Origin of the sequence: Mesorhizobium sp. M0496 (assembly GCF_040321205.1) — a bacterium.
In the GTDB taxonomy this organism is placed as follows: domain Bacteria; phylum Pseudomonadota; class Alphaproteobacteria; order Rhizobiales; family Rhizobiaceae; genus Mesorhizobium.
The window spans coordinates 1-20,610 of sequence record NZ_JAMYRC010000042.1 but is presented as its reverse complement, the minus strand read 5'-3'; the positions used below and the strand labels follow the sequence as shown (position 1 = coordinate 20,610).

Below are 20,610 nucleotides of genomic sequence, written 5' to 3'. Positions count from 1 at the left end.
GTTGGAAGCACCCATGACGCGTTGGCTGCTGCGGATATTCAGCGTGACCGCGCTGGGCGGCTTCGCGGCGGCGGTGTGGTTTGCCGGCCCCTCAATCCGGTTCGCCGATAGCCGGCCGCTCGGACCTGCCTGGCTACGCGCGACGATCATTGGTGTAATCGTGGCGACGCTGGCGCTTTTTTACGGGCTGCGTTTCTGGCAGGCGAGGAAGGCGCAAAAAGCGCTCGAAACCGTCATTGCGCACAATGACGACCGTGATGATAATGATGCGCGGGTGCTCGAAGCCCGCATGAATGAGGCCGTGGCGGCGCTCAAACGGTCGAGCGGCAAGCGCAACTTCCTCTACGAGATCCCCTGGTACGTCGTCATAGGCCCGCCGGGTGCCGGCAAGACAACGGCACTGGTCAATTCGGGTCTGAATTTTCCGCTTGCCGGTTCGGGGGACGCCCAACCGGTGGCTGGCATTGGCGGAACACGTGCCTGCGACTGGTGGTTCACCGACCAGGCCGTGCTGATCGACACCGCAGGACGCTACACGACGCAGGACTCTAATGCCGAGAGCGACAAGAAGAGCTGGCTCGCATTCCTGTCGCTGCTCAAGAGATACCGCACCAGACAACCGATAAACGGCGTTATCCTGGCCATCAGCCTTGCCGATCTGATGAGCTTCGACGATCAGCAGCTTGATGCCCACGTCACCGAGATACGCAGCCGGCTGAGGGAAATCCACGAGACGCTGAAAATCCAGTTTCCAGTCTATCTGCTTTTCACCAAGACCGATCTTGTCTCCGGATTCATGGATTACTTCGGCGGTTTCGACGAGTCGCGCAGGCGCAAGGTATGGGGCGCGACATTCCAGACCGCGGAGCGCGACAGGAACATGGCCGCCGGGGCCCCTGCCGAATTCGATGCGCTGGCAAAACGACTGGTGGACGAGATGGCCGACCGCCTCCAAGAAGAGGCTGATCCGGTCACGCGCATCTCCATCTTCGGTTTTCCCGCACAGTTCGGCGCGCTGAGGAGTCGAATTACCAATTTTGTCGCTAGCCTGTTCGATCCGACCCGAAGCCAGGTGAATGTCAGCCTGCGTGGACTGTATTTTTCGTCAGGCACGCAAGAGGGAACGCCTATCGATCAGGTGCTGGGCGCGATCAGCCGCAATTTCGGCGGCAATTCCCGCCCGCACTTTTCCGGAACTGGCAAAAGCTTCTTTTTGCATGATCTGCTGACGGACGTCATTTTTGCCGAATCCGGATGGGTTTCGTATGACAAATCGGCTGCAAGGCGTGCGGCGATCGCCAGACTTTGCGGCCTCGGCGCAATGACGCTGATCGCTGCCGCCGCACTGGGTACGCTCGCCCTGAGCTTTGCGGCCAACCGATCGCTGATAGCCTCCACAACTCTTGCCATGGGCCAGTATCGCGAGACGGCGGCCCCATTGCTCAAGACGGCCACGGTTACCGATGTCGACCTTGAAAACGTCATCGGCCCGCTCGACCAGTTACGCGATCTGCCGGCCGGGTTCGAAACCGGTGACCTGCCGACACCGATCGAAGAGACGTTCGGCCTCAGTCAGCGTGAGAGACTTCTTTCGGCGTCCAAAACGGCCTATCGGCAGGCGCTGGAACGAATGTTCCGATCGCGCCTGCTGATCCAGGCCGAGCGGACGATCCAGGCCAAGATGGCCGATCCCGTCGCGCTCTACGAACCGTTGAAAATCTATCTGATGCTTGGCGGCAAGGCACCGAAGGTCGATGACGCTTTGATCGTTTCCTGGATCAAGCAAGATTGGGAGCAGAACCGATATCCAGGCGAAAACAATCGCGAAGGACGCGACCAGCTCGAAAAGCACCTGCGCGCCATGCTGGCATTGGACGACGCCTACGATCCCGTCTTCGAACTCAACCAGCCGCTTGTTGAAGCCGCTCAACGTTCTCTCGGGCGTATGAGCCTTGCCGATCGAGCTTCGGCTTTGATCAAGTCGGCGATATACGCAGCGGTGTTGGACGATTTTTCCGTGTCCCAGAAAGGTGGGCCGGAAGCGCAGTTGCTGTTCGAGCGCATCGATGGCAGCGATCTGTCAGGGCTTCGTGTTCCCGGAATCTACACCCATTCCGGCTTCAACACCTTCTATCTCCAGCAACTTTCGCGCATTGCGCAGATGCTTGTCGACGAGCAGTGGGTTCTCGGCGGCGGCGGCGAACAAGGCGACATCAATCAGCAACTGCTCAAGCTCGGCCCCGAACTTCTCGATCGCTACGGGAAGGAGTTCGCGGCCGCGTGGAACGGCGTTCTCGACCAGTTGAAATTCAAGGCGATGCTGACGGACAAGCCGCACTACATCGCGCTTTCAGCCGCTGCCTCCCCAAGCTCACCGATGAACCAGCTCTTTGCGGCGATCGCCAACGAAACAGCTCTGACGCGGGACCTAGGTGACGGCAACAGCCCCGGCACCGAGATCGAAGCAGGCACGGCTCAGAACCCGCCGCGCAACGCCGCGGATCTGGCCAAGGGCCTGGCCCGCATCGGCATACAAATTGCCAACGGCAAATCGCAAAGCCGCGCCGGCACGGGGGCCACCGACGCACGGAACCTCAATCCAGGTGCAAACATCGAAGCGCAATTCAGACCATTCCAGGCCCTGGTGAACGGCCCTGCCGGACACCGCCCAATCGACGCCCTGACCCAGAACTTCAGCGATATCTATCAGAGCCTGCAACTGGCGGCCGAAGTTCCTTCGCAGACGGAGCGCGTCAATTCGAACCTGCAGCTGCAGATAGCCACGCTTCGCGCCAATGTCTCACGCCTGCCCAAGCAACTCGGCCGGATGGTCAACGCGACGGCGGATGAGTTCGAAGAGAATGTCGCCGAAACCTCGGTGACCAACTTGAACCAGATACTCGACCAGACGGTGACGGCCCCCTGTGAAGCCGCGATCAACGGCCGTTATCCCTTCGCCGGGGACGCCACCGAGGATGTTGCGGTGGCGGATTTCGCGAAATTGTTCGCCCCGGGCGGCTTGCTGGACCGGTTCTTCGCACAAAATCTCGCATCGCTGATCGACATGACCGGCCGGGACTGGAGCTGGAAACAGGATGCGCGCTTTGGACGCGACCTGTCGAAGTCGACCCTGAAAGACTTCCAGCTGGCCGCGGAAATCCGCAGCGCGTTCTTTCCATCGGGCGGTTCGGTGCCTTCGGTCAGCATCACTTTCACACCATTCTCACTGAATGGCGATGCCGATACGGCGATACTCGATGCCGATGGCCAGATCGTCCAGAGCAACCAGACGGGCAACGCACCAAGCGCGGTCACATGGCCGGGCGGTACGGCTTCCGCGTCCGCGTCCGCCAGCCTAAGCCTGACGCCGGAAATGCCAGGCCGCGAATCCGCCATCAAGTTCGAAGGGCCGTGGGCCCTGAAACGGCTTCTGGACAGGGCTGCCGTCACCGGCGACGACAGCAACATGCAAGCACGCTTCGTGATCGGCGGACGCGACGTTAGCTATACGCTCCAGACAGGCTCAGGCTCCAACCCCTTCTTCCTCCCCGCGCTTTCCGGGTTCAGCTGTCCCAAGGCGTTTTGAGATGGGGTTGATCTGCTGAGCATGGTGCCGATCCGCAGACCACATACGGTCAAACCTTGGTTTTCCTTAGTTTTCGATACTTTAATGTTCGAGCCTGTGGCAAAGTGGCGCGAGCGAGCGTCCAAAGGTGCGCCGCAGAAGGACGCTTGAAAAGCGCTTGGTGGCAAATTGAATACTGTCGCCCTTCCCATTGAAAGCTTCGGCGTGAGCCACAAAGGCCTTGTCCGTGAGCTCAATGAAGACAGCTATCTGGTCGAGCCACAAACTGGCCTCTGGGTGGTAGCCGACGGAATGGGTGGACATGACGCCGGAGAGGTCGCTTCAGCCAGTATCGTCGATCATCTGACAACGATCGGCATCGCGAGCTCGGCACCCGATCTTCGGGCGCGCTTCGAGGACAGGCTGAGCAGGGCCAATGCCGAGATCCGCGGCATATCCGAATCTCGCGGCATAACCATCGGTTCCACCGTTGCCGCCCTGCTGGCGATGGACGGGCGGTTTGCCTGCCTGTGGGCGGGTGACAGCCGCGTCTATCTAATCCGCAACGCCTCGATCTCGCAGATATCAAGAGACCACACCGAAGTTCAGGAGCTCATCGACCGGGGTATCATCAGCGCAGCCGAAGCGCGCACCTGGCCGCGCCGCAATGTCATCACGCAAGCGATCGGCGTCAGCGACGAGATTGTCATCGATTTCCAGCAAGGCGAAATCATGCCTGGGGACATTTTTGTGTTGAGCACGGATGGGCTGACGGCGCATGTCACCGACGCCGAGATCGAGGCGGCGACGGTTTCGGCGACACCTCAGGCAGCCTGCGAGAACCTGCTCGACATGGTGCTGGCGCGCGGCGGAACGGACAACGTGACGATCGTGCTTGTGAAGATCGGAGACCGGCGCGATGGCCAATCGCCTCGTCCAGATCCGCATAGAGCGGAGGCTTGAGGCTGATGGGCGCCGACGATAAGACGCGAATATCGGGTGGTATGGCCAACACCGCCGTAGGCACGCAACTCAGCGGCATCTACGAACTCGACGAGCGGATCGCATTCGGTGGCATGGGCGAGGTCTACCGTGGCCATAATATCCAGACCGGTGACCAGGTCGCGATCAAGATCGTCTTGCCCGAGTTCGCCCGTGACCAGACGATCTTGTCGCTGTTCCGCAAGGAGGCATTGATCCTCAATCACCTGTCGCATGACGCGGTCGTGCGGTACCACGTCTTCACGATCGATCCCGGGATCGGCCGTCCCTACCTTGCCATGGAATTCGTCGACGGCGAGTCGCTGTTCGACATCATGCGACGTGGCGCGATGCCGACGGCAGATGTGCGCAAGCTCTGCCACCGCCTCGCTTCCGGCTTAAGCGCCGTCCATCAAGCTGGAGCAATACACCGCGACCTCTCCCCGGATAACATCATCCTGCCCGGCGGCCGGGTCGACCGCGCGAAGATCATCGATTTCGGTATCGCACGGTCGGCGAGCGTGGGCGGTGAGACCCTGATCGGCGGAAAGTTCGCGGGAAAGTACAATTATGTTTCACCCGAACAACTTGGGCTCTACAGCGGCGACGTCAGTGAGCAATCCGACATCTACAGCCTGGGGCTGGTGCTGGTTGCCGCTTTGCGCGGCAAGCCGATCGACATGAGCGGATCGCAGTTCGAGGTCATCGAAAAGCGCCGGACCGTGCCTGATCTCTCCGACATCGACGATGATTTTCGTGACATTGTTGAAGCCATGCTGCAACCGGATCCGCGAGACCGGCCGGCCAGCATGGCGGACATCGCCAGAATGACGCGTGGCGAAGACGAAGGAACGATGCCGCCGACGTCCATCACACCACGCAACCGACCGGTCTTGCCGCCAGCGGAGCAAACCCTTGCTCCTGATCCTAAGGGTCAGCCTCAGCCATCCAATGTCGCGGGACACGACGCGCCGCTGGCGACGGGCACGGGCGAGCGCTTTGTCCCGCATGTCCGGCCCGCGCATTTGACCGCACCGCAGCCATCCCCGGCCGTCGGTCCTCCGCGCGCGATCAAGGCGGATGTGCTCGCAAAACCCGCAAAGACCCGGATCGTCGCCATCGCCGCCTTGGCGACGCTTGCTGTCGCCTCCGGCGCAGGGCTATATCTGAGCGGCTTCATGACGCCTGCGACGCCGACCGTCGATAAGATATCGCTTTCCGCACCAGAGCCATCAAAGCCCGCGCCAGAGCTGTCAAAGCCGCCCCCGGCGGACACCGCCGCGAACGCCCCCGAGCCGGCAAAGGCAGTTCCGCCCGCGCAACCGGAGGCCGGCGCACCGCCGGCTGAAAATCAGCAAGATGCAGCGGCAGCTCAAAAGCCGCAGCCGGCCAAGCCCGCCGAAGTTCCCTCGCAGACCGAGGCACCCCCGAAGCCAACTACGGACGTGCAGCCGCCGCCCGAAAAGGCATCACCGGCAATCCAGCCCGATGCGGTGGCCAGCGACAGCCAGACGTCGGCGGCGCCACCCGTCACGACCGCTCCAGCGCCGTCAGCAGCCGAGAGCGTCTCGACGCCGCCGCCGGCCAAGCCAGAGGTTGTCGAGAGCCAAAAGCCCGAGCTACAGACCAACCAGCCGGCACCGCCCAAGGCGACCACGCCGGCGCCTGAACCCGCCGCAAGCCAGACGGATACCGCGAACGCCGAGAGTCAAAAGGCCGCACTACCGGAAGCCAACCAGCCCGACCAGCCTGTCGTCGCGTTGAACGTGCCCAAACCAGGGGTTCCCGCGGCCGTCGACGACATCGCGGAACGGGTCTCCTGGGTTCGCGACTTCGGCGGCGGCGATTGTTTCTATGCGACCATGACGTCGGCAACCGACAAGGCCGCCGCGATCGAGGGATTTGGAACGGCGGTCCAGCCATTCGAACGGATGCTGGGCGATTTCCAGGCAAAATTCCATGTCGAACCGGACATCAGCGTCCGTCTCATCGAGCCGAGCCAATGCGAAGTCACCAATTTTCTGCGTTTTCTGGGGCAGACTGGGGCCGACAAGCCGCAGCTTGTTCTCGACCGGACATCGGTGCCGAACGGTACGCCGGTCAGCGGCACGCTGGTGACACGCGGCGGGCTCGTTTCCAGCGTGCTGCTGATCGATCACAAAGGCATGGTGTTCAATCTCGACGACCGCATCGTCGTAGAACCGGGCAAGGCTACTTTCAGCATCCCGATTGGCCTCGGCGCGGCCGACAAAGCCGCCGGAAAGGCCGTGCCGCAGATCATAATGGTGATCACGGGCCTCCATGATATTCAGGCGGCCGCGTTCTCCACGCCGACACCCGCCGCGGTGCTGCTCCCCAAAATTCTTGAAGAAATTGAGACCGATGGGTCTCGGTTCTCGGCCACCGCCCAGTATTTCCGGCTCGGCGGATAGCATGGACGCCCGATGGAACTCCGCCGCTCGCGTTCGCCCCGTTCGTCTGCCGACCTGCCCATAGAGCATGATCCGCTTCGAGTCCTGGGTGCCCTGACACGCCACATGAAGCTTGCAGTCATGGCGGGCGCCGCGCTGCTGGCCGTGCTGTCATCCAGCGAAGCGCGCGCCGAATTCACGGTCTGCAATCAGACACTCGACGTCGTCAATCTCGCCGTCGGCCAGAAGGTCGACAATGCGGACCAGACCGATGGCTGGTGGACCATCGGCGCCAATCAATGCGTGAACGTCATCCGCGAGGAACTGACGAACCGCTACATCTACATCTATGCCACGGACGTGTTCGGTCATGCGATCCTCACCGGATCGACAGAAATGTGCATCGAGCGGCGCCGTTTCTCGATACGCGGCATCGATGAATGCTGGCAGCGCGGCCATATCGCGGCGCAATTTCTCGAAGTCGATACGCTCGAGCAGGTCCGCTGGACCTTCTTCCTGACCGGAAGCAATCCGTGACGCACAATATCGACACGAGCTTCAGGCAGAAAAAGCAGGCACGCGCCGCCCTTCGCAGGCGCGCGCTTTGGCGCAGGCTTATTGCCGGTCTCGCGGTGGTTCTCCTGCTTTCGATCGCCGCCGGTTTCTACCTCACCGCGGACTATTGGTCGTTCGGCGACGAAGATGAGGAGTTGCACGCAGTCGAGGGAGTGGATGATGTGCCGGCCGATGCATCCGTCTATGTGCCGGCCATCATCGACCTTGCCGGGGATCCAATGTGGATCACCCTGGCGCCCGATGCCGGCGCCGCAACGAAAGGCCGAACGATGCCGCGCCCGGCGGAACTCGATCAGGCCGGCGTTTCTCCCCAGATCGAAATTCTGTCCGACGTCATGCTTAGCGCCAGCGAAAAATTCATGACGACGATACCGTCGACGCAGGAGGATTTCGCATTCTTCCAGGCGCAAAGAAAGACCTCTACCGCGCCATCCGGCGATCTCCAGAACGATCTTGAGCCATCACCCACCGCAGAGGAACCCGCGGCGGCTCCGGACCAGAAGGCGGACGCCGACGATCCCGAAGCCGGCTGGGGCGAGACAATCGACGCGGGCGATGCAGCCCTTCCCGCATTCCAGAAGACCCAGATCGAAAACAACACCAGCGTTGCGGTCGTCACGAATGATTATCAGCGGTTCGAGGCGACCGAGGACATGTTCGTGAAGACCCTCAACGACCGCAGCCTGGACAGCGTTGTGCTCGATGCGCATTTCTCCGCCGACGATGCCAAGCTGGCAGGCGAGGCCATGAAGGCGCTTTTCAATCGGGACAGTCTGGAACCGGGTTATGTCGTTGCCATGCGCGGTTTCAGGCCGAGCCGCGGTGCGACCACGATGTCCCTCATGCAGGTTTCAATCTACGCCAGGAACGTGTTCGTCGGCACGCTGACGCGCGACGCCGCCGGCGCGTTCGTGTCGGGCGTCGATCCCTGGGTCCGCGAAGACCTGTTCAATTATTCGGGCGCACAGGCGGAAGGCACGCACAAAAGGCAATACCGTCTGCTCGACGCGATCTACTCGACGGCGGCCCGCAACAATGTCCCGACCGGCGTGATCGGCGAAGCGATCATGTATCTCTCGAGAGGACAGGATCTGGACGCCTTTGCAAGCGAGAACCAGCGCCTCGTGCTGATCTATTCGCAGACGCCGCGCGGCAAGGACGAAGGTGCCGGGCGGGTGCTGTATGTGGGTGTCCAGGGCAGCGAAAAGAGCCTCGACTGTTTCGTCTTCCAGCAGAGCGACGGCCAGTTTGCGTGCGTCACCGGTGACGATCAGGTTCGCTCGCTGACGGTAACCAACGGCATGGTCACACCGGTCAACGGGGTCATGACCTCCACCTTCGGGCCACGCAAGCATCCAATCCTCGGGACCGTTCGCATCCACAAGGGCGTCGATTGGGCGGCTCCCGTGGGCACGCCGGTCGCAGCGGCCTTCGATGGCGAGATCACCTTCCAAGGCGATGGCGGCAACTATGGCAATCTGGTGAAGATTTCGCACGGAAACGGGCGCGAGACGCGCTATGCGCATATGCAGAAATTTGCAATCCAGGCGGGCGTCGGCACCAAGGTGAAAGCCGGCGACATCATTGGATACATCGGCACCACCGGCCTTTCGACCGGGCCTCACCTGCATTTCGAACTTTATCAGAATGGCGAGGCGATCGACCCGCTGGGCAGGGTTACCGCGATCGCTTCGGACGATTCCGCTGTCGAAACGCTCACCGACCGCATCGTTCATGTCGAAAGTGGCGGCAGCGCTCGCGCCAAGAACCCAAATTCTTCAGCGACCGGCGCCGGCCAGTTCATAACCAAGACCTGGATCAGGATGATGAGCACCTACCGCCCGGAGCTTGCGCGCACGCTGTCGACTGCCGACCTGCTCGCTCTGCGCTACGACGCCACGATCTCGCGCGAGATGGTGCGCAATCTGGCGCGCGAAGGCGAGGCCTATCTTCGGGCGCGCGGTCACCAGATCACAGCCGGACGGCTCTATCTCTGTCATTTCCTGGGGATGGAAGGCGCGCATCAGGTGCTGTCGGCGACAGGTTCGGCGCAACTGAGCGCCGTGCTGGGTTCGGCCGTCATCCAGGCCAACCCGTTTCTCACCGGCAAGACAGCCAGCTATGTGGTGGACTGGGCCGAAAGGAAAATGGGTCAAAAGCTGAGCCGCATGGCGACCGACGCCAGCCCGCAGACAACAACCGCGCAGATCCGCCAGACATCGCCGGAGTTCGAAAAATACAAACAGGCCGTCACCGCCCTCATAGGCTCGATTCAGAATACGCTTTGAACCTGGCCGCGCGGCATGAGTGTCTCAGACTGTTGATGTTCCCCATCCCGGTTCCATCGGGATGGAACAGGCTTCAGAGCGGTTCACCGTTTCACGGAAACGCCGAACCGCGCACTCTCTTTGTTTAACGCAATTCCGGACGGAAAACCGTTCACACTTTTACCGGCTTTATTGCGTCTTTATCCGCATTTCCACGCGGCGGTTCACGGGATCGTACGGGTTTGGGCTGCGCGGATTTTTTTCGCCCATGCCGATCGCATTGATGCGCGCGGTCTCAATCCCGCTGGCTGTCAGGAAGGTCGCCACCGATTGCGCCCGTCGCTGCGACAGGCCTTCGTTGTAATGCACGGTGCCGGTGGCGTCAGTGTAGCCTTCGACGACGAAGTTGAACGTGCGCAGCCGATTGTCCTTCAGGGCCTTGGCGAATTCGGTGAGTTCAGCGCGCGCAGTCGTGTCGAGCTCGGCCGAATCCAGCCCGAAATTGATTAGCATGTCGAGGCTGGATTTTCCTGCTGGCGCGTCATTTGCCTTGGTCTTGCTTTTGCACTCCTCCTCGGAGCCGACACAAATTCCTCGCGACTTGCCGAGATCGGCCGCACCGGCAAAAAACTTCACAATGTCTTCTGATTTCTGAACGGGGTCGGCGGAAGCGTGGGTCGAGAAAAAAACGACCGCCAACACAAAAGCTGAACTGCTCCACTGCATAGCGGCTCCTCCTATTTGAGCAATCCGAGTTCGATGATCGCGATCATACCAAAATCCAAGGCAACTGTCTGTCGACAAAACACTGAGGGCACGACAATGCCGAGAGTTGTCGGCGCGTCACAGTATGAGACTTGACCCGCGCCGCGCCTGAGGCTTGAGTGGCCAAAGCTCCTCGATGAAAGCGTGGCGGTCATGGTCAATGTGCTCCGGTTCAAAACGGCACGGGATCTTTTCATGGCCTGTCCTGCTGTTGCCCGGGACATGAGAGCCCTTCCAACCGACCAGCGCTCGATCGAGTTCTGCCGCGACCTCCTCGCCGGGCGTATTCCCGAGGAAGCGATTACATTTTGTGCTTACCTGCTTCCAGAGCGGGCCGCGGTCTGGTGGGCCCATGAATGCCTGAGCCACCTGACCGACCTGTTCGATGAGACCGATCACGATTTGCTCGCGCTTGTCCGCGACTGGGTGGGTGAACCGGACAGCCTGCACCACCGGGCAGCAGTCAGTGCGGCCGCGGCGACGCAGCCAGCGACACCGGTCGGCTGGATTGTCCTGGCCGCGGGATGGCGTGACAGTGATTCGGCCAAGGCCGCGACGATGGTATCGGCCCTGCAACCATTTCCTGCCGCCCATGCGGTCAATGCCGGGATTCTGACCGGACTGGCACGTGTCGCGCTCGCCGACCGGTTTGCCGTTCTTTCGGCCTTTGTCGAAATGGGCATCCAGATGGCCGAGATCGAGGCGCTGCGCCAATCAGCGGATGCGTATTAAAGCATTCACCCCGGCACAAACCGGATGGATGCCATCAATGCCCTGCCTTACTTGCAGCCACCTTGAGCCCATTTGGCCAGCGCCACCTTGAAGCGTGTTCCGAGCGGATGCTGCAGGCGCAAAACAGAGACATCGTTGGAGGCGAAATTTTTCGCCTGTTCGCACAGCCGGGCCTCGTTCCACTGATGGCAGCCGTCGCAGTGCTTGCCTTCCCATACCGACTTGTCGAGCCCCTCCACCGGACTGAAGCGTGGCTTGCCCTTGATGAGCTCGGCAATGCTCTTGCCGTCGATTTCCGGATCGCCAAAATCTATGGGGTGGTCGAAAAAGATGGGGTCGTCCGAGGCAAGCTTCGGTATCTTCTGACGAAGCACATTGAGCGCGAGTTGGGCGTCGTCACCGGGGCCGGCCGGATTTGCCGTGGCGTTGCGCCCATCCGAGCCGCCTTCCGATTGCGGAGCGCTCGCCTCGCCGACGATCAGCGGCGCGTTGAGATCGATCTTGTGCAGGACGACCTCGGTGGTCAGCGAGACATTGGTCCAGGGGCGCTGTTTGCCGGCGGTTGCCTTGAAGACATCGGCGGTAACGCGGTTCATCGCTTCGGTGATGGAAACATTCGTTTCGCCCATATGCGCGAGCAGCGCCGAAGCAAACGGCGAATGTTCGCCCGACCCGTCATAGGCGACCCGATCAGGACTGGTGGCGAACGCGACAAGCGTGCCCGCGCCACCATTCTCGATCGGAATTTCGGCAAGGCCGCTCCTTGCTCCCTTGACGCCGGCGGTCTTTGCCAACACATCGGCAAGCGGATTGTCACGGCAGGCGTCGAGGAAAATCAGCCTTATGCTGGTCTCGCGTGACATTTGCCGCAAGATGAAATCCACGGGCACCGCCTCGAAGTCGAGCGAGGTCTCGTCCTCAAGTGCTGCATCGATCGGAAGAAGGTAGTTGCTGCCTGAAACCTGCAACCCATGGCCGGCGTAGAAGAACAGGGCGATGTCGGCGCCGCGAACCTGCTTGGCGAACTGCGCAATCGTCGTCTGGGTCTGCAGTTTGGTCAGGTCGAAGCCGGAAACGACTTCAAAGTTCAGGTTCTTCAGGCGTTCGGCCATGGCCTGGGCATCGCGTACCGGATTGGTCAGCGCCGGGGCATGCTGATACTGGGAGTTGCCAAGGACCAACGCGACACGGCGTTCGGCATTGGCGGCCGACAAAGTCAAAAGTAATGCCAGTGCTGCAAGCCCGATGCCGCACATAAGGCCACCACAACGGGCGATCAGATCGAAACCCACCGGGACAACGGATCCTTCCTCAGTTGACGAGCTTGGTGGCGGAAAACTCGATCCGCCGATTGAGCGCCTTGTTCTTCGGCGTGTCGTTGGCGGCAACCGGCCGCTCCTCGCCGTAGCCGGTCGCCGCGATCTGCGTGCGAGGAATGCCCGCGGCGACAATGGCATCGGCAACCGCCTCAGCCCTCCGCTCCGACAAGCGCTTGTTCTCGACAGGCGATCCATCGGAATCGGTATGTCCGGAAACCTCGACCTTCAGGCCCGGGCACTTGCCAACGACACCGACGACCTCCGCGAGCAGCGGGCGGCTTTGGCTGTCGAGCCGCGCGCTCGCCGTTCGAAAGTATATAGCCCCGGTGCGCGACAGCACCGCAAACCGGTTGAGGCACTCCTCGTCGCTGAAGTTCGTCTTCGCGGCATCCGTGGCGACGGGTCCGACGTCAGCGGTCTTCGCCGCAACAGGCTGGACAGCAGCCGGCTTGCTGCCGTCAGCGATGAACACGAAATCGAACGACACCGATGCGGTCGGAACAATGTTGGTCACATTGGCGGCCTGCTGGAGTTTGTCGACATTCGGCAGCAGCCCGAAGTCCTCCACATGCACGGCGACAGGAGCCTCCGAAGCGACCGACACCATGTTGTCGCTGATCATGGTCACCACGACGTTTGCCTCAAGGTTCTTGTCGACCCCGTGCAGGTTGAGACGAAACGGAAGCACCGCCTTCACACGTCGCTTGGTCGGCAGGTCGGCAAACGCCGCGGGATCGACCTTCGCGGTCAGTTCCGCGGACGGAAACTTGAATGTCTCGAAGAAAAGGAACCGCATGCGGACATTGCGAAGATCGACCCCCGTATCGACCGAATTGAGATCGAAGGTGACTTTGGCGTCACCCGCCGCAGTAAGGCTGCCAGAAATGTTCCTGATCTTGTTGGTTTCGACGATCGTGTTCTTCTTGACCGACTGATAGGTGAGCACCGACGCGGTGGGATCGAGCGTCCAGTTCGCCTGTGCGTTCGCGGTTCCCAGTCCCGGCAAAAGCAGCACGGACAGCGCAACGATCAAGCCAAGTGCGTTTATGGCGAGCCGACTGCTCGAACGTGTTTTCCAGCAGAATCCGACGACTTCGAACATGGAACCCCCCTGCCTAGAGCAGTTCACGCTTTCACGGAAACGGCGAACCGCTTTCTGTATGTTTTCGCCGCGATTCCGGACGGAAAACCGTTTCACACTTTTCCTGGAATTGCTCTACGACAACAGACTTCCGTCTCGACATCACGACCATGCGGTGCCGATGGAGAGCATAGAACACTTGCTCTCGCTTGGCGAGCGTCTCGGCTGGAGTGCTTGGCCAGTCCATAATCCGGCCACGCCACACTGGCTAGAAGGCGATCTTCAGTCCAAACTTGGCGCCGATGGTGGTACTGTCTGAAGACGCCTTGCCACGGACTTCGCCGTTGACGGTGGTCGAGTCCGACACCTTCAGGTTAAAGCCGGTCGACAGCGCGGCGGAAAAATCGGCATCGTCGAAGGCGACCTTCCTGGTGTCGATTTCGGTGGTGTTCTTGTAACCGAAACGCTGCTGCAATTCGGCCCGCGCATAGGGGCTGAACACCATGCCGTTGCTTAGCTTGTAATCGCCGTAGATGCCGGGCTCGAGCTTGATCGCGCCAAAAGAAAGCTGGCTCTTGCCGAACTCATTGCCGCCGCTGTCTGTATAGGGATCGCCGCGGAACGAAACGCCAAGCAGGCCGCCGCGCAGGTCGAAACGGGTACGTTCGCCCAGCATGAAGATGTGGCCGACCGATCCCGTGACCGCATAGCCCTTGGTGTCATAGCTGCCGGTGGTGCCGAGCACGCCGTTCGTCACGTCGCTTCCGCCGATGAAGCCGGAGGCGGAGACCAACGCATAGTCGACGCTCTTGCGAAACAACACGTAGCCGCCGAACATGCCAGCCTTGTTGGTGCCTTCGCCGATGGCGTCAAATCCCTGGAACGCGCCGAGGTTGACATCGGTCGAGGCGTAGCCGGCGAAAATGCCGATGTTCAGGCCATACTCATTGTCGAACTGGAAGTGTTTGGCGGCATTGAAATCCAGACTGATGGCGGCCGAAAAATCATTGGCATCGAAGCTCGGGCCGGGGCCATTCAAACCGCCGCCGGCGATGTTGTAGCCGTGATGCTCGGTATGGGCGAACTGGCCGGAGGCAAAGACGCCGAAGCTCGCCGAAACCGGCACCATTCCAGATCCCGATCCGGGCGAGAGATGGAGATCGGAATCGAGCGCGTCGCGGTTTATGCCGTAAAGAGCGTCGATTGCCACGGCGACCGCGCCGGCGTTGGTGGCGCTGGTGGGCGACGCCGCAATGCCGAAATTGGCTGGCGTAGCACGCAGGAACAAGCCGCCATTCGGGCCGGTTACGACCTGATAGGTGAAAAGCGAACCCGGTGTGCCGGGAACACCTGCGACGCTGAACGTCCCGGTGACCGGACCGTTCGTCGAAACAATGAGCGGGATGTCGGTCGCCTGGGTGAATTGCGGCGTGCCGAGCAGGTTGACGATGATTGTGTTGACGCCGGTGGCCGAGAACGCGCCGGCGACCAGTTGATCCGACTGCACCGTCTGCTGGTTGATGTCGAGGCCGATGCGGGCGCCGTTGAGGGTGAGGCCGCCGAGCGTCAACACGTCGTTGGCGGCACCGTCCGTCATGTCGATCAGCGAATTCGTCGCGATGATCGAACCCGGCATGGTGACGTTGCCGTTGATGAACAACGTCGAGCCGTTGCCGAGGTTGAGCTGATTGATGCCTTGCGTGCCGCCGCTGAAGCGCAGCGTGGAATTGTCGGCCGAGAAATTGTCGAAGCCCGTAAAGTTCTGGCTCTTGCCGCCGGCCGCGAGATCGGTGTCGGCGACAGTGCCATTGGCATTCGTTCCACTAAACAGCACGCCATCCCTCAGATTGAGCGGATCGACCGTGCCGATACCGTCGATGACGAGCGTGTCGGGCCCGAGGCCAGTGATGTCACCGCCGATCGTGCCGCCGGACAGATGGACATGCTCGGCTTCGATGCCGCCAGTAATGGTGCCGCCGATGACCGAGACGTTGTCGAAGCCGGCGCCGCCGCTGACGTTGCCGCCAACCGTGCCGGCGGAGACCGTGACGGTGTCGTTGCCGTCATCGCCGGAGACGTTCCCGGTGACGGCGCCGCCTCTGACCGTCATGGTGTCGTTGCCATCGTCGCCAGTGACCGAACCGCCGACCATGCCGCCGGACATGTTGAACGTGTCGTTGCCATCTTCCAATGCTACGGTACCACTCGGCACGACAACCGCGAAGACGCCGAGGCCATTGCCCTGAATGTTGGCGGTACCCGAAATCGTGACGCTGTCGTTGAGGTCGCCGGCGAACAGCGATCCGGTGACCGTGCCGCCGCTGATCGCATAGGTATTGCCGCCGCCTTCCCCGAAAACAGATCCGTTGACCGTGCCGCCGCTCATGTCGAACGTATTGACCCCGGTACCGAGATCGACCTGGGTCGGCACGGCGGCTGTGCCAATGGTGCCGCCCGAGATGCTGATATGGTCATCACCGTCATTGCCGGAAACCGGCCCGGCGATCGTTCCGCCGCTGATGGTGATCGTATCGTTGCCTAGGTCACCGATGATTTCATCTGTGAGAATGCCGCCGGATACGAAAATCTGGTCGTTGCCGTCATTGCCTTCGATGAAACCATTTATCGTGCCGCCGCGGAAATCGATCGTGTCGTTGCCGGCGCCGCCACTCACGGCGCCGCCGAGTGTGCCGCCGGTCATCAGGAAGCTGTCGTCGCCATCCTCCAGGCCGACAGAATCGGTGCCGTCCCCACTCTCGCCAAGGTCGATGCCGATACTGGCGTTGCCTGAGACCGTGACGTTGTCGTTCTGGCTGCCGGCGAAAATCGAACCGTCAATCCTACCGCCGCTCACGTCATAGTTGTTGCCGCCACCTTCGCCGAATACCGAACCGGTTATGTGACCTGCGGTCATGTTGAAAATATCGGCGCCGTCGGCGAGATCGACGCGGCCCGGCGCCGTGGTTGTCCCGATGGTTCCGCCGTTGATGTTGACGGTGTCGTTGCCATCGTTGCCGAATATATTGCCGCCGATGGTGGCTTTGCCGCCGACCGTTATGGTATCGTTTCCGATATCTCCATCGATATCGAAATCGACTGTGGCATCGCCGCTGATCGTGATCCGGTCGTCGCCTGCGTTTCCTGTCACGTAGCTATGGATCGTGCCACCACTAATATCCAGTGTGTCGTTGCCACCGTCACCGCTCAGACTAACGTCGAGGATGCCACCGGTCATGGTGAACTGGTCGTCGCCGTCGCCAAGCCCGACGGCACTCCCTCCTTCCGAATCGCCGGCAACTATGGCGCCACTCTTGACCGTGACGATGTCGGCGCCGCCATTGGTGAAAACAGATCCGGCGATAATGCCGCCGTCGCCATCGGCGACGCTTGCATCGTCGCCTATGGTGATGGTGTCGATGCCATCTCCGCTGATGACTGAACCGTCGATTACACCGCCGGTCATCTGCAGCGAATTTACGCCTTCACCAAGGTCGATGCCCAGAATGCTGCCGCTGCGGATGATGACCGTGTCATCGCCAGCCCCGGTTTCGAGATTGGCATCGACCTGCGGCGCAAACGGCTCGCCGTTGAAAACCCCATCGGACATCTCAAACTTGTCGTTGCCGCCAAGGAGCTGGAGGGTCCCTGCTCCCGGCTGCAAGGAGGTCGTTACCGACGACGTTACCGGCGGCAGGCCACTTACGTTAGGCGTAGGCGTACTGTTGTTCAGGATGCCGCCAAAGATGTTTACAAGGTCGTCGCCATTGCCGTCGTAATCATTGACGACGACGGTCGACGAGCTGTTGTCTTGCCCTTGATAACCCTCGAACCCTGTCGCGAATACGCCGCTGACGTCCTGGACAATCCCAGCTGTGTTGCAGTCGACCCTGACCGACGTCGTTTCGAACGTCGTTACAGCCGAGATGCCCGAGCCGACCGTTGTAGCGCTACCGCTCGCCGTAGCGGAGCAGGCTGCCGCGCCAGATATTTGGAACGTGGACGCTGCCGCTAACGCAAACAACGAAACACCCGCCAACTGATAGGCCTCGCGCGGCACTCTCATTCGACCCCACCTTACGAGAAATCGATACCGTCACAAAATAAGGCAAACTAAAGTAAGGTCACCGACCCATCTGATGGGGCTCGTTGACTTGCTTGACAGTGTACGCGGCGCGCTGCTCTGCGGCAATGGTTAGGCGTTCGCCTCAGGCCACTATAAGGCCATCTGTGGCGACAAGGTCACTCTCGAAAACTCGGATCGAACTGCTCGCACACCCGTTCAAAGGAACATTTAGAGGTCAGAATAGGCTGCCGAAACGGTCAGGTCTCCCGCATGAGCAACCTTGCGGTCGTAGCTTGCCCATATTTCGCCGCCACACTGCTGCGCCCAGCGGTGACAGAAAGAAAAATCGGTAGGCAAATCCACGTCCGGCGTCACGATCTTTGAAAACGGAGTCAGAAAGCTCTTGAACTGTGGGGCGTATTTGTTGTTTCTGTAGCGCGATCGGTTCACCGTTTCGGGCAGTTTCTCGATTATCCTGGTAACGCAGTCGCGGGAAACTAAAAAGATACCCGTGCCACATAGCGATACCCGGACAAAGCCGCCCATCTCCTGCCGGGGTTCGATGATGGTTCCGACGAACTCCAGACTCCGTGCAAGAGCCTTGTCGAAGGGCAGTGTCGACAGCGAGTGGAGTTTTCGGAGATCGATCCGGCGCCGGGGATACAAGGTGCCGACCACCGGCTTGTCCAGCGCCAGCATCGCAGCGATGAGATCGGGCGAAAAGCCCATGTCGCTGTCGATCATCAGGATGTGACTGCAATCCGGCTTGTTGTAGTAGAAATTCGTCAGCAGATAGTTCCGGGAAAACGGGATATCCGTGTACTCGATTTCCGACAACGTGAAAGCGTAGCTGGACAGGCTGTTGTGGGTCAGGGCCGCGAAGAGGCTGCGGACGAACACGCTTTTGTAGGCTGCTCCGTAAACCGGCAGCGCAAGGTTGATCTTGATTGGCATCGTATCCTCCACAGTCCAGTGACTGCATACAAATCCCTTTTTCCTATCTTTGACATGATACTTGGTATAAAAATCTGCTGGCCTTTGGCGGCACGGAGTCCAAACGCCCAGGCTGTGTTTGCGTGTGGTGCGTTCGAAGGCTGCAAGACCAGGATTGACGCAGGCTGGAACGAGCATGCCGATATGACCCATCGCCACGGATTCTTCTTGTGCATCCCGCTGCTCGTGCTTTTCGTGATCCTGAGCACGGTCGGCGTTCGCGCCGCGGTCGAGCAGAACGCCTCGCCACAGCCGCGCAACCGGCTGGCGATCATCATCGGCAACACGAACTACCAGAGCAAGCGTCTCGAGCACCTCGCCAATGCGGTGAACGATGCGACGAAACTGTCCGACAGCCTGAAGCGGCTGAATTTCGAGGTTCTGACCGGAACTGATCTCACCACCGATGGATTCGCCAAGCTTTTCCACGACGCCGAGGCCAAGCTGCCCGAAAGCAGCGCCGTGCTGATCTTCTACGCCGGCCACGGCATGCAGGTGCAAGGCGAAAACTACCTGCTGCCGATCGATACGCCCGATCCGGAAAACCTGGACAAGCTGACGGCGCACGCCGTCAAGCTGAACGATGTGATCGCCAAATTCGCCAGTCGCGACCGTCAGACCTTCATCTTCCTTGATGCCTGCCGCAACAATCCGCTGGGTAGCGGCGTCAACATCTCCAACGGTCTGGCGCAGGTCGAGGTCGGCGAAAACACGTTTGTCGCCTTCGCGACCCAGCCCGGCAACGTCACTGTCGACGGTACCGGTGAAAACAGCCCGTTCACCACGGCGCTTCTGAAAAATGTCGAAATCCCCGGCTTGAGCATTTCGGACATGATGATCCGCGTCCGCAACGAGACGGAGGCGCTCACCGTCGGCCGCCAGGTCCCGTGGGACCAGTCGAACCTGCGTGAACAATTCTATTTCACAGAACAACAAATGCTCGATCCGGCGCAGTTGAGCGCCAGCCTGTCGCGCATCCTGTCCGATCCCGAGGCCAAGAAGAAGCTGCAGATCGAGCTCGCCTCCAACGACCTGCAGACCGCCGTGCTGATCGTCGGGCAGACGTTGCGGTCGGTCGAGATTCCTGCACCGTCAGGCGGTTCAGCAGAGCCGGTCGGCACTCAGGTCGCCAATCTGTCTCCAACTGAAAGCGTTGCAGTCGCTCGCCAGAGCGTCGTCTCCGGCCTCGAAACCTTGATTGTCGGCGCATCGGCGGGCGAAGCGCAAAAAGACAAGACGGGCGATCTTGCACGCAGCATCCAGACGGAACTTCGTCGCCTGGGTTGCTACCGGATGCAGGTTGATGGCGATTGGGGCACGGGCTCCATCCGCGCCCTCACCGACTATTACAAAAATACCAAACAGGTCGCATCGACGACCGAGCCGACCGTCGGACTGCTCGGCGATCTGTTTCTGCGCTCCGGCAGAATCTGCAAGCAGCCGGTCATCGTAAGGGCCAAGCCGGCTAAAGTAGCGTCGGATGACGGCCCCTCGCGAACCAGTCCCAGCCGCAAGGCTGCGAAACGCTCACAGGCCGCCCCGCAACGCCCCGCAGCGCCCCCGCCGGACATTGGTGCGGGCATAGGCATTGGTGGCGTGTTTTAGGATGCGGGCAGTCAGGCGCGCTTCCTTACCGCCCTTGTTGTGGGAAGCCGCCACGCTCCTGAGCGCAGCGGTTATGACGCAAAGGCATCGGAGCATTTGAAGGACCGCTATAGGGAGCGGATCAAACCGGGGGAGCGCGACCGTATCTTCTTTGATCATTGTCTGATTGACCTGCCACTGAACTGTCATCCAGCTGCGATTAGAGCCTCGACCGTTTTTGTTACGCCTTGTGGCGCGGGTTGAGCAACCGGC

At 60.8% G+C, this 20,610-nt stretch carries 12 protein-coding genes; 7 read left to right on the top strand and 5 right to left on the bottom strand.

The genetic code is table 11. The annotated features are described in order from the left end of the window. The first annotated feature begins 13 nt into the window (after window positions 1-13). The 5 genes from tssM (at window position 14) to NKI73_RS27030 (ending at window position 9,821) form a co-directional block, all read left to right on the top strand. Window positions 14-3,586, top strand: a complete 3,573-nt coding sequence (tssM, locus tag NKI73_RS27050) for a type VI secretion system membrane subunit TssM (protein ID WP_352634190.1) — start codon at window positions 14-16, stop codon at window positions 3,584-3,586. A gap of 168 nt (window positions 3,587-3,754) precedes the next feature. Then, complete coding sequence (locus tag NKI73_RS27045) at window positions 3,755-4,528, top strand: PP2C family protein-serine/threonine phosphatase (protein WP_352634188.1); 774 nt, start codon at window positions 3,755-3,757, stop codon at window positions 4,526-4,528. A gap of 5 nt (window positions 4,529-4,533) precedes the next feature. Then, on the top strand, window positions 4,534-6,978 hold the full coding sequence (locus NKI73_RS27040) for a serine/threonine-protein kinase (RefSeq protein WP_352634186.1): 2,445 nt from the start codon (window positions 4,534-4,536) through the stop codon (window positions 6,976-6,978). A 105-nt stretch (window positions 6,979-7,083) separates the two neighbouring features. Next, window positions 7,084-7,494: a DUF1036 domain-containing protein gene (locus NKI73_RS27035; protein WP_352634184.1), complete on the top strand. Its 411-nt coding sequence runs from the start codon at window positions 7,084-7,086 to the stop codon at window positions 7,492-7,494. Further along, window positions 7,491-9,821: a M23 family metallopeptidase gene (locus tag NKI73_RS27030; RefSeq protein WP_352634182.1), complete on the top strand. Its 2,331-nt coding sequence runs from the start codon at window positions 7,491-7,493 to the stop codon at window positions 9,819-9,821. The genes NKI73_RS27035 and NKI73_RS27030 overlap by 4 nt, the downstream gene beginning before the upstream one ends. A 168-nt stretch (window positions 9,822-9,989) precedes the next feature. On the opposite strand, the gene NKI73_RS27025 is transcribed toward NKI73_RS27030, so the two are convergent. Then, window positions 9,990-10,526 (bottom strand): OmpA family protein, encoded by a 537-nt coding sequence (locus NKI73_RS27025; protein ID WP_352634180.1) that lies wholly within the window; start codon window positions 10,524-10,526, stop codon window positions 9,990-9,992. Between the two features lie 192 nt (window positions 10,527-10,718). Between NKI73_RS27025 and NKI73_RS27020 the strand changes: the two genes are divergently transcribed. Beyond that, on the top strand, window positions 10,719-11,297 hold the full coding sequence (locus NKI73_RS27020; protein ID WP_352634178.1) for a DUF6931 family protein: 579 nt from the start codon (window positions 10,719-10,721) through the stop codon (window positions 11,295-11,297). Window positions 11,298-11,344: 47 nt separating this feature from the next. Here the strand turns inward: NKI73_RS27020 and NKI73_RS27015 are convergent, their stop codons facing one another. The 4 genes from NKI73_RS27015 to NKI73_RS27000 all read right to left on the bottom strand — a co-directional run bounded on the left by NKI73_RS27015 (window position 11,345) and on the right by NKI73_RS27000 (window position 18,714). Further along, window positions 11,345-12,589 carry a caspase family protein gene (locus NKI73_RS27015; RefSeq protein ID WP_352634175.1) on the bottom strand — a complete coding sequence of 415 codons (1,245 nt, stop codon included), beginning with the start codon at window positions 12,587-12,589 and terminating at the stop codon, window positions 11,345-11,347. 19 nt (window positions 12,590-12,608) lie between these two features. Then, window positions 12,609-13,718, bottom strand: a complete 1,110-nt coding sequence (locus NKI73_RS27010) for an OmpA family protein (RefSeq protein WP_352634173.1) — start codon at window positions 13,716-13,718, stop codon at window positions 12,609-12,611. 247 nt (window positions 13,719-13,965) lie between these two features. Then, the gene (locus NKI73_RS27005; RefSeq protein WP_352634172.1) at window positions 13,966-17,304 is read right to left on the bottom strand and encodes an autotransporter; all 3,339 of its coding nucleotides are present in this window, start codon (window positions 17,302-17,304) and stop codon (window positions 13,966-13,968) included. A 684-nt stretch (window positions 17,305-17,988) separates the two neighbouring features. After that, on the bottom strand, window positions 17,989-18,714 hold the full coding sequence (locus NKI73_RS27000; protein WP_352634171.1) for a glycosyltransferase family protein: 726 nt from the start codon (window positions 18,712-18,714) through the stop codon (window positions 17,989-17,991). Between the two features lie 54 nt (window positions 18,715-18,768). Between NKI73_RS27000 and NKI73_RS26995 the strand changes: the two genes are divergently transcribed. After that, entirely contained in the window at window positions 18,769-20,358 is a 1,590-nt protein-coding gene (locus NKI73_RS26995; RefSeq protein ID WP_352634232.1) for a caspase family protein, read from the top strand. Window positions 20,359-20,610: the final 252 nt, after the last annotated feature.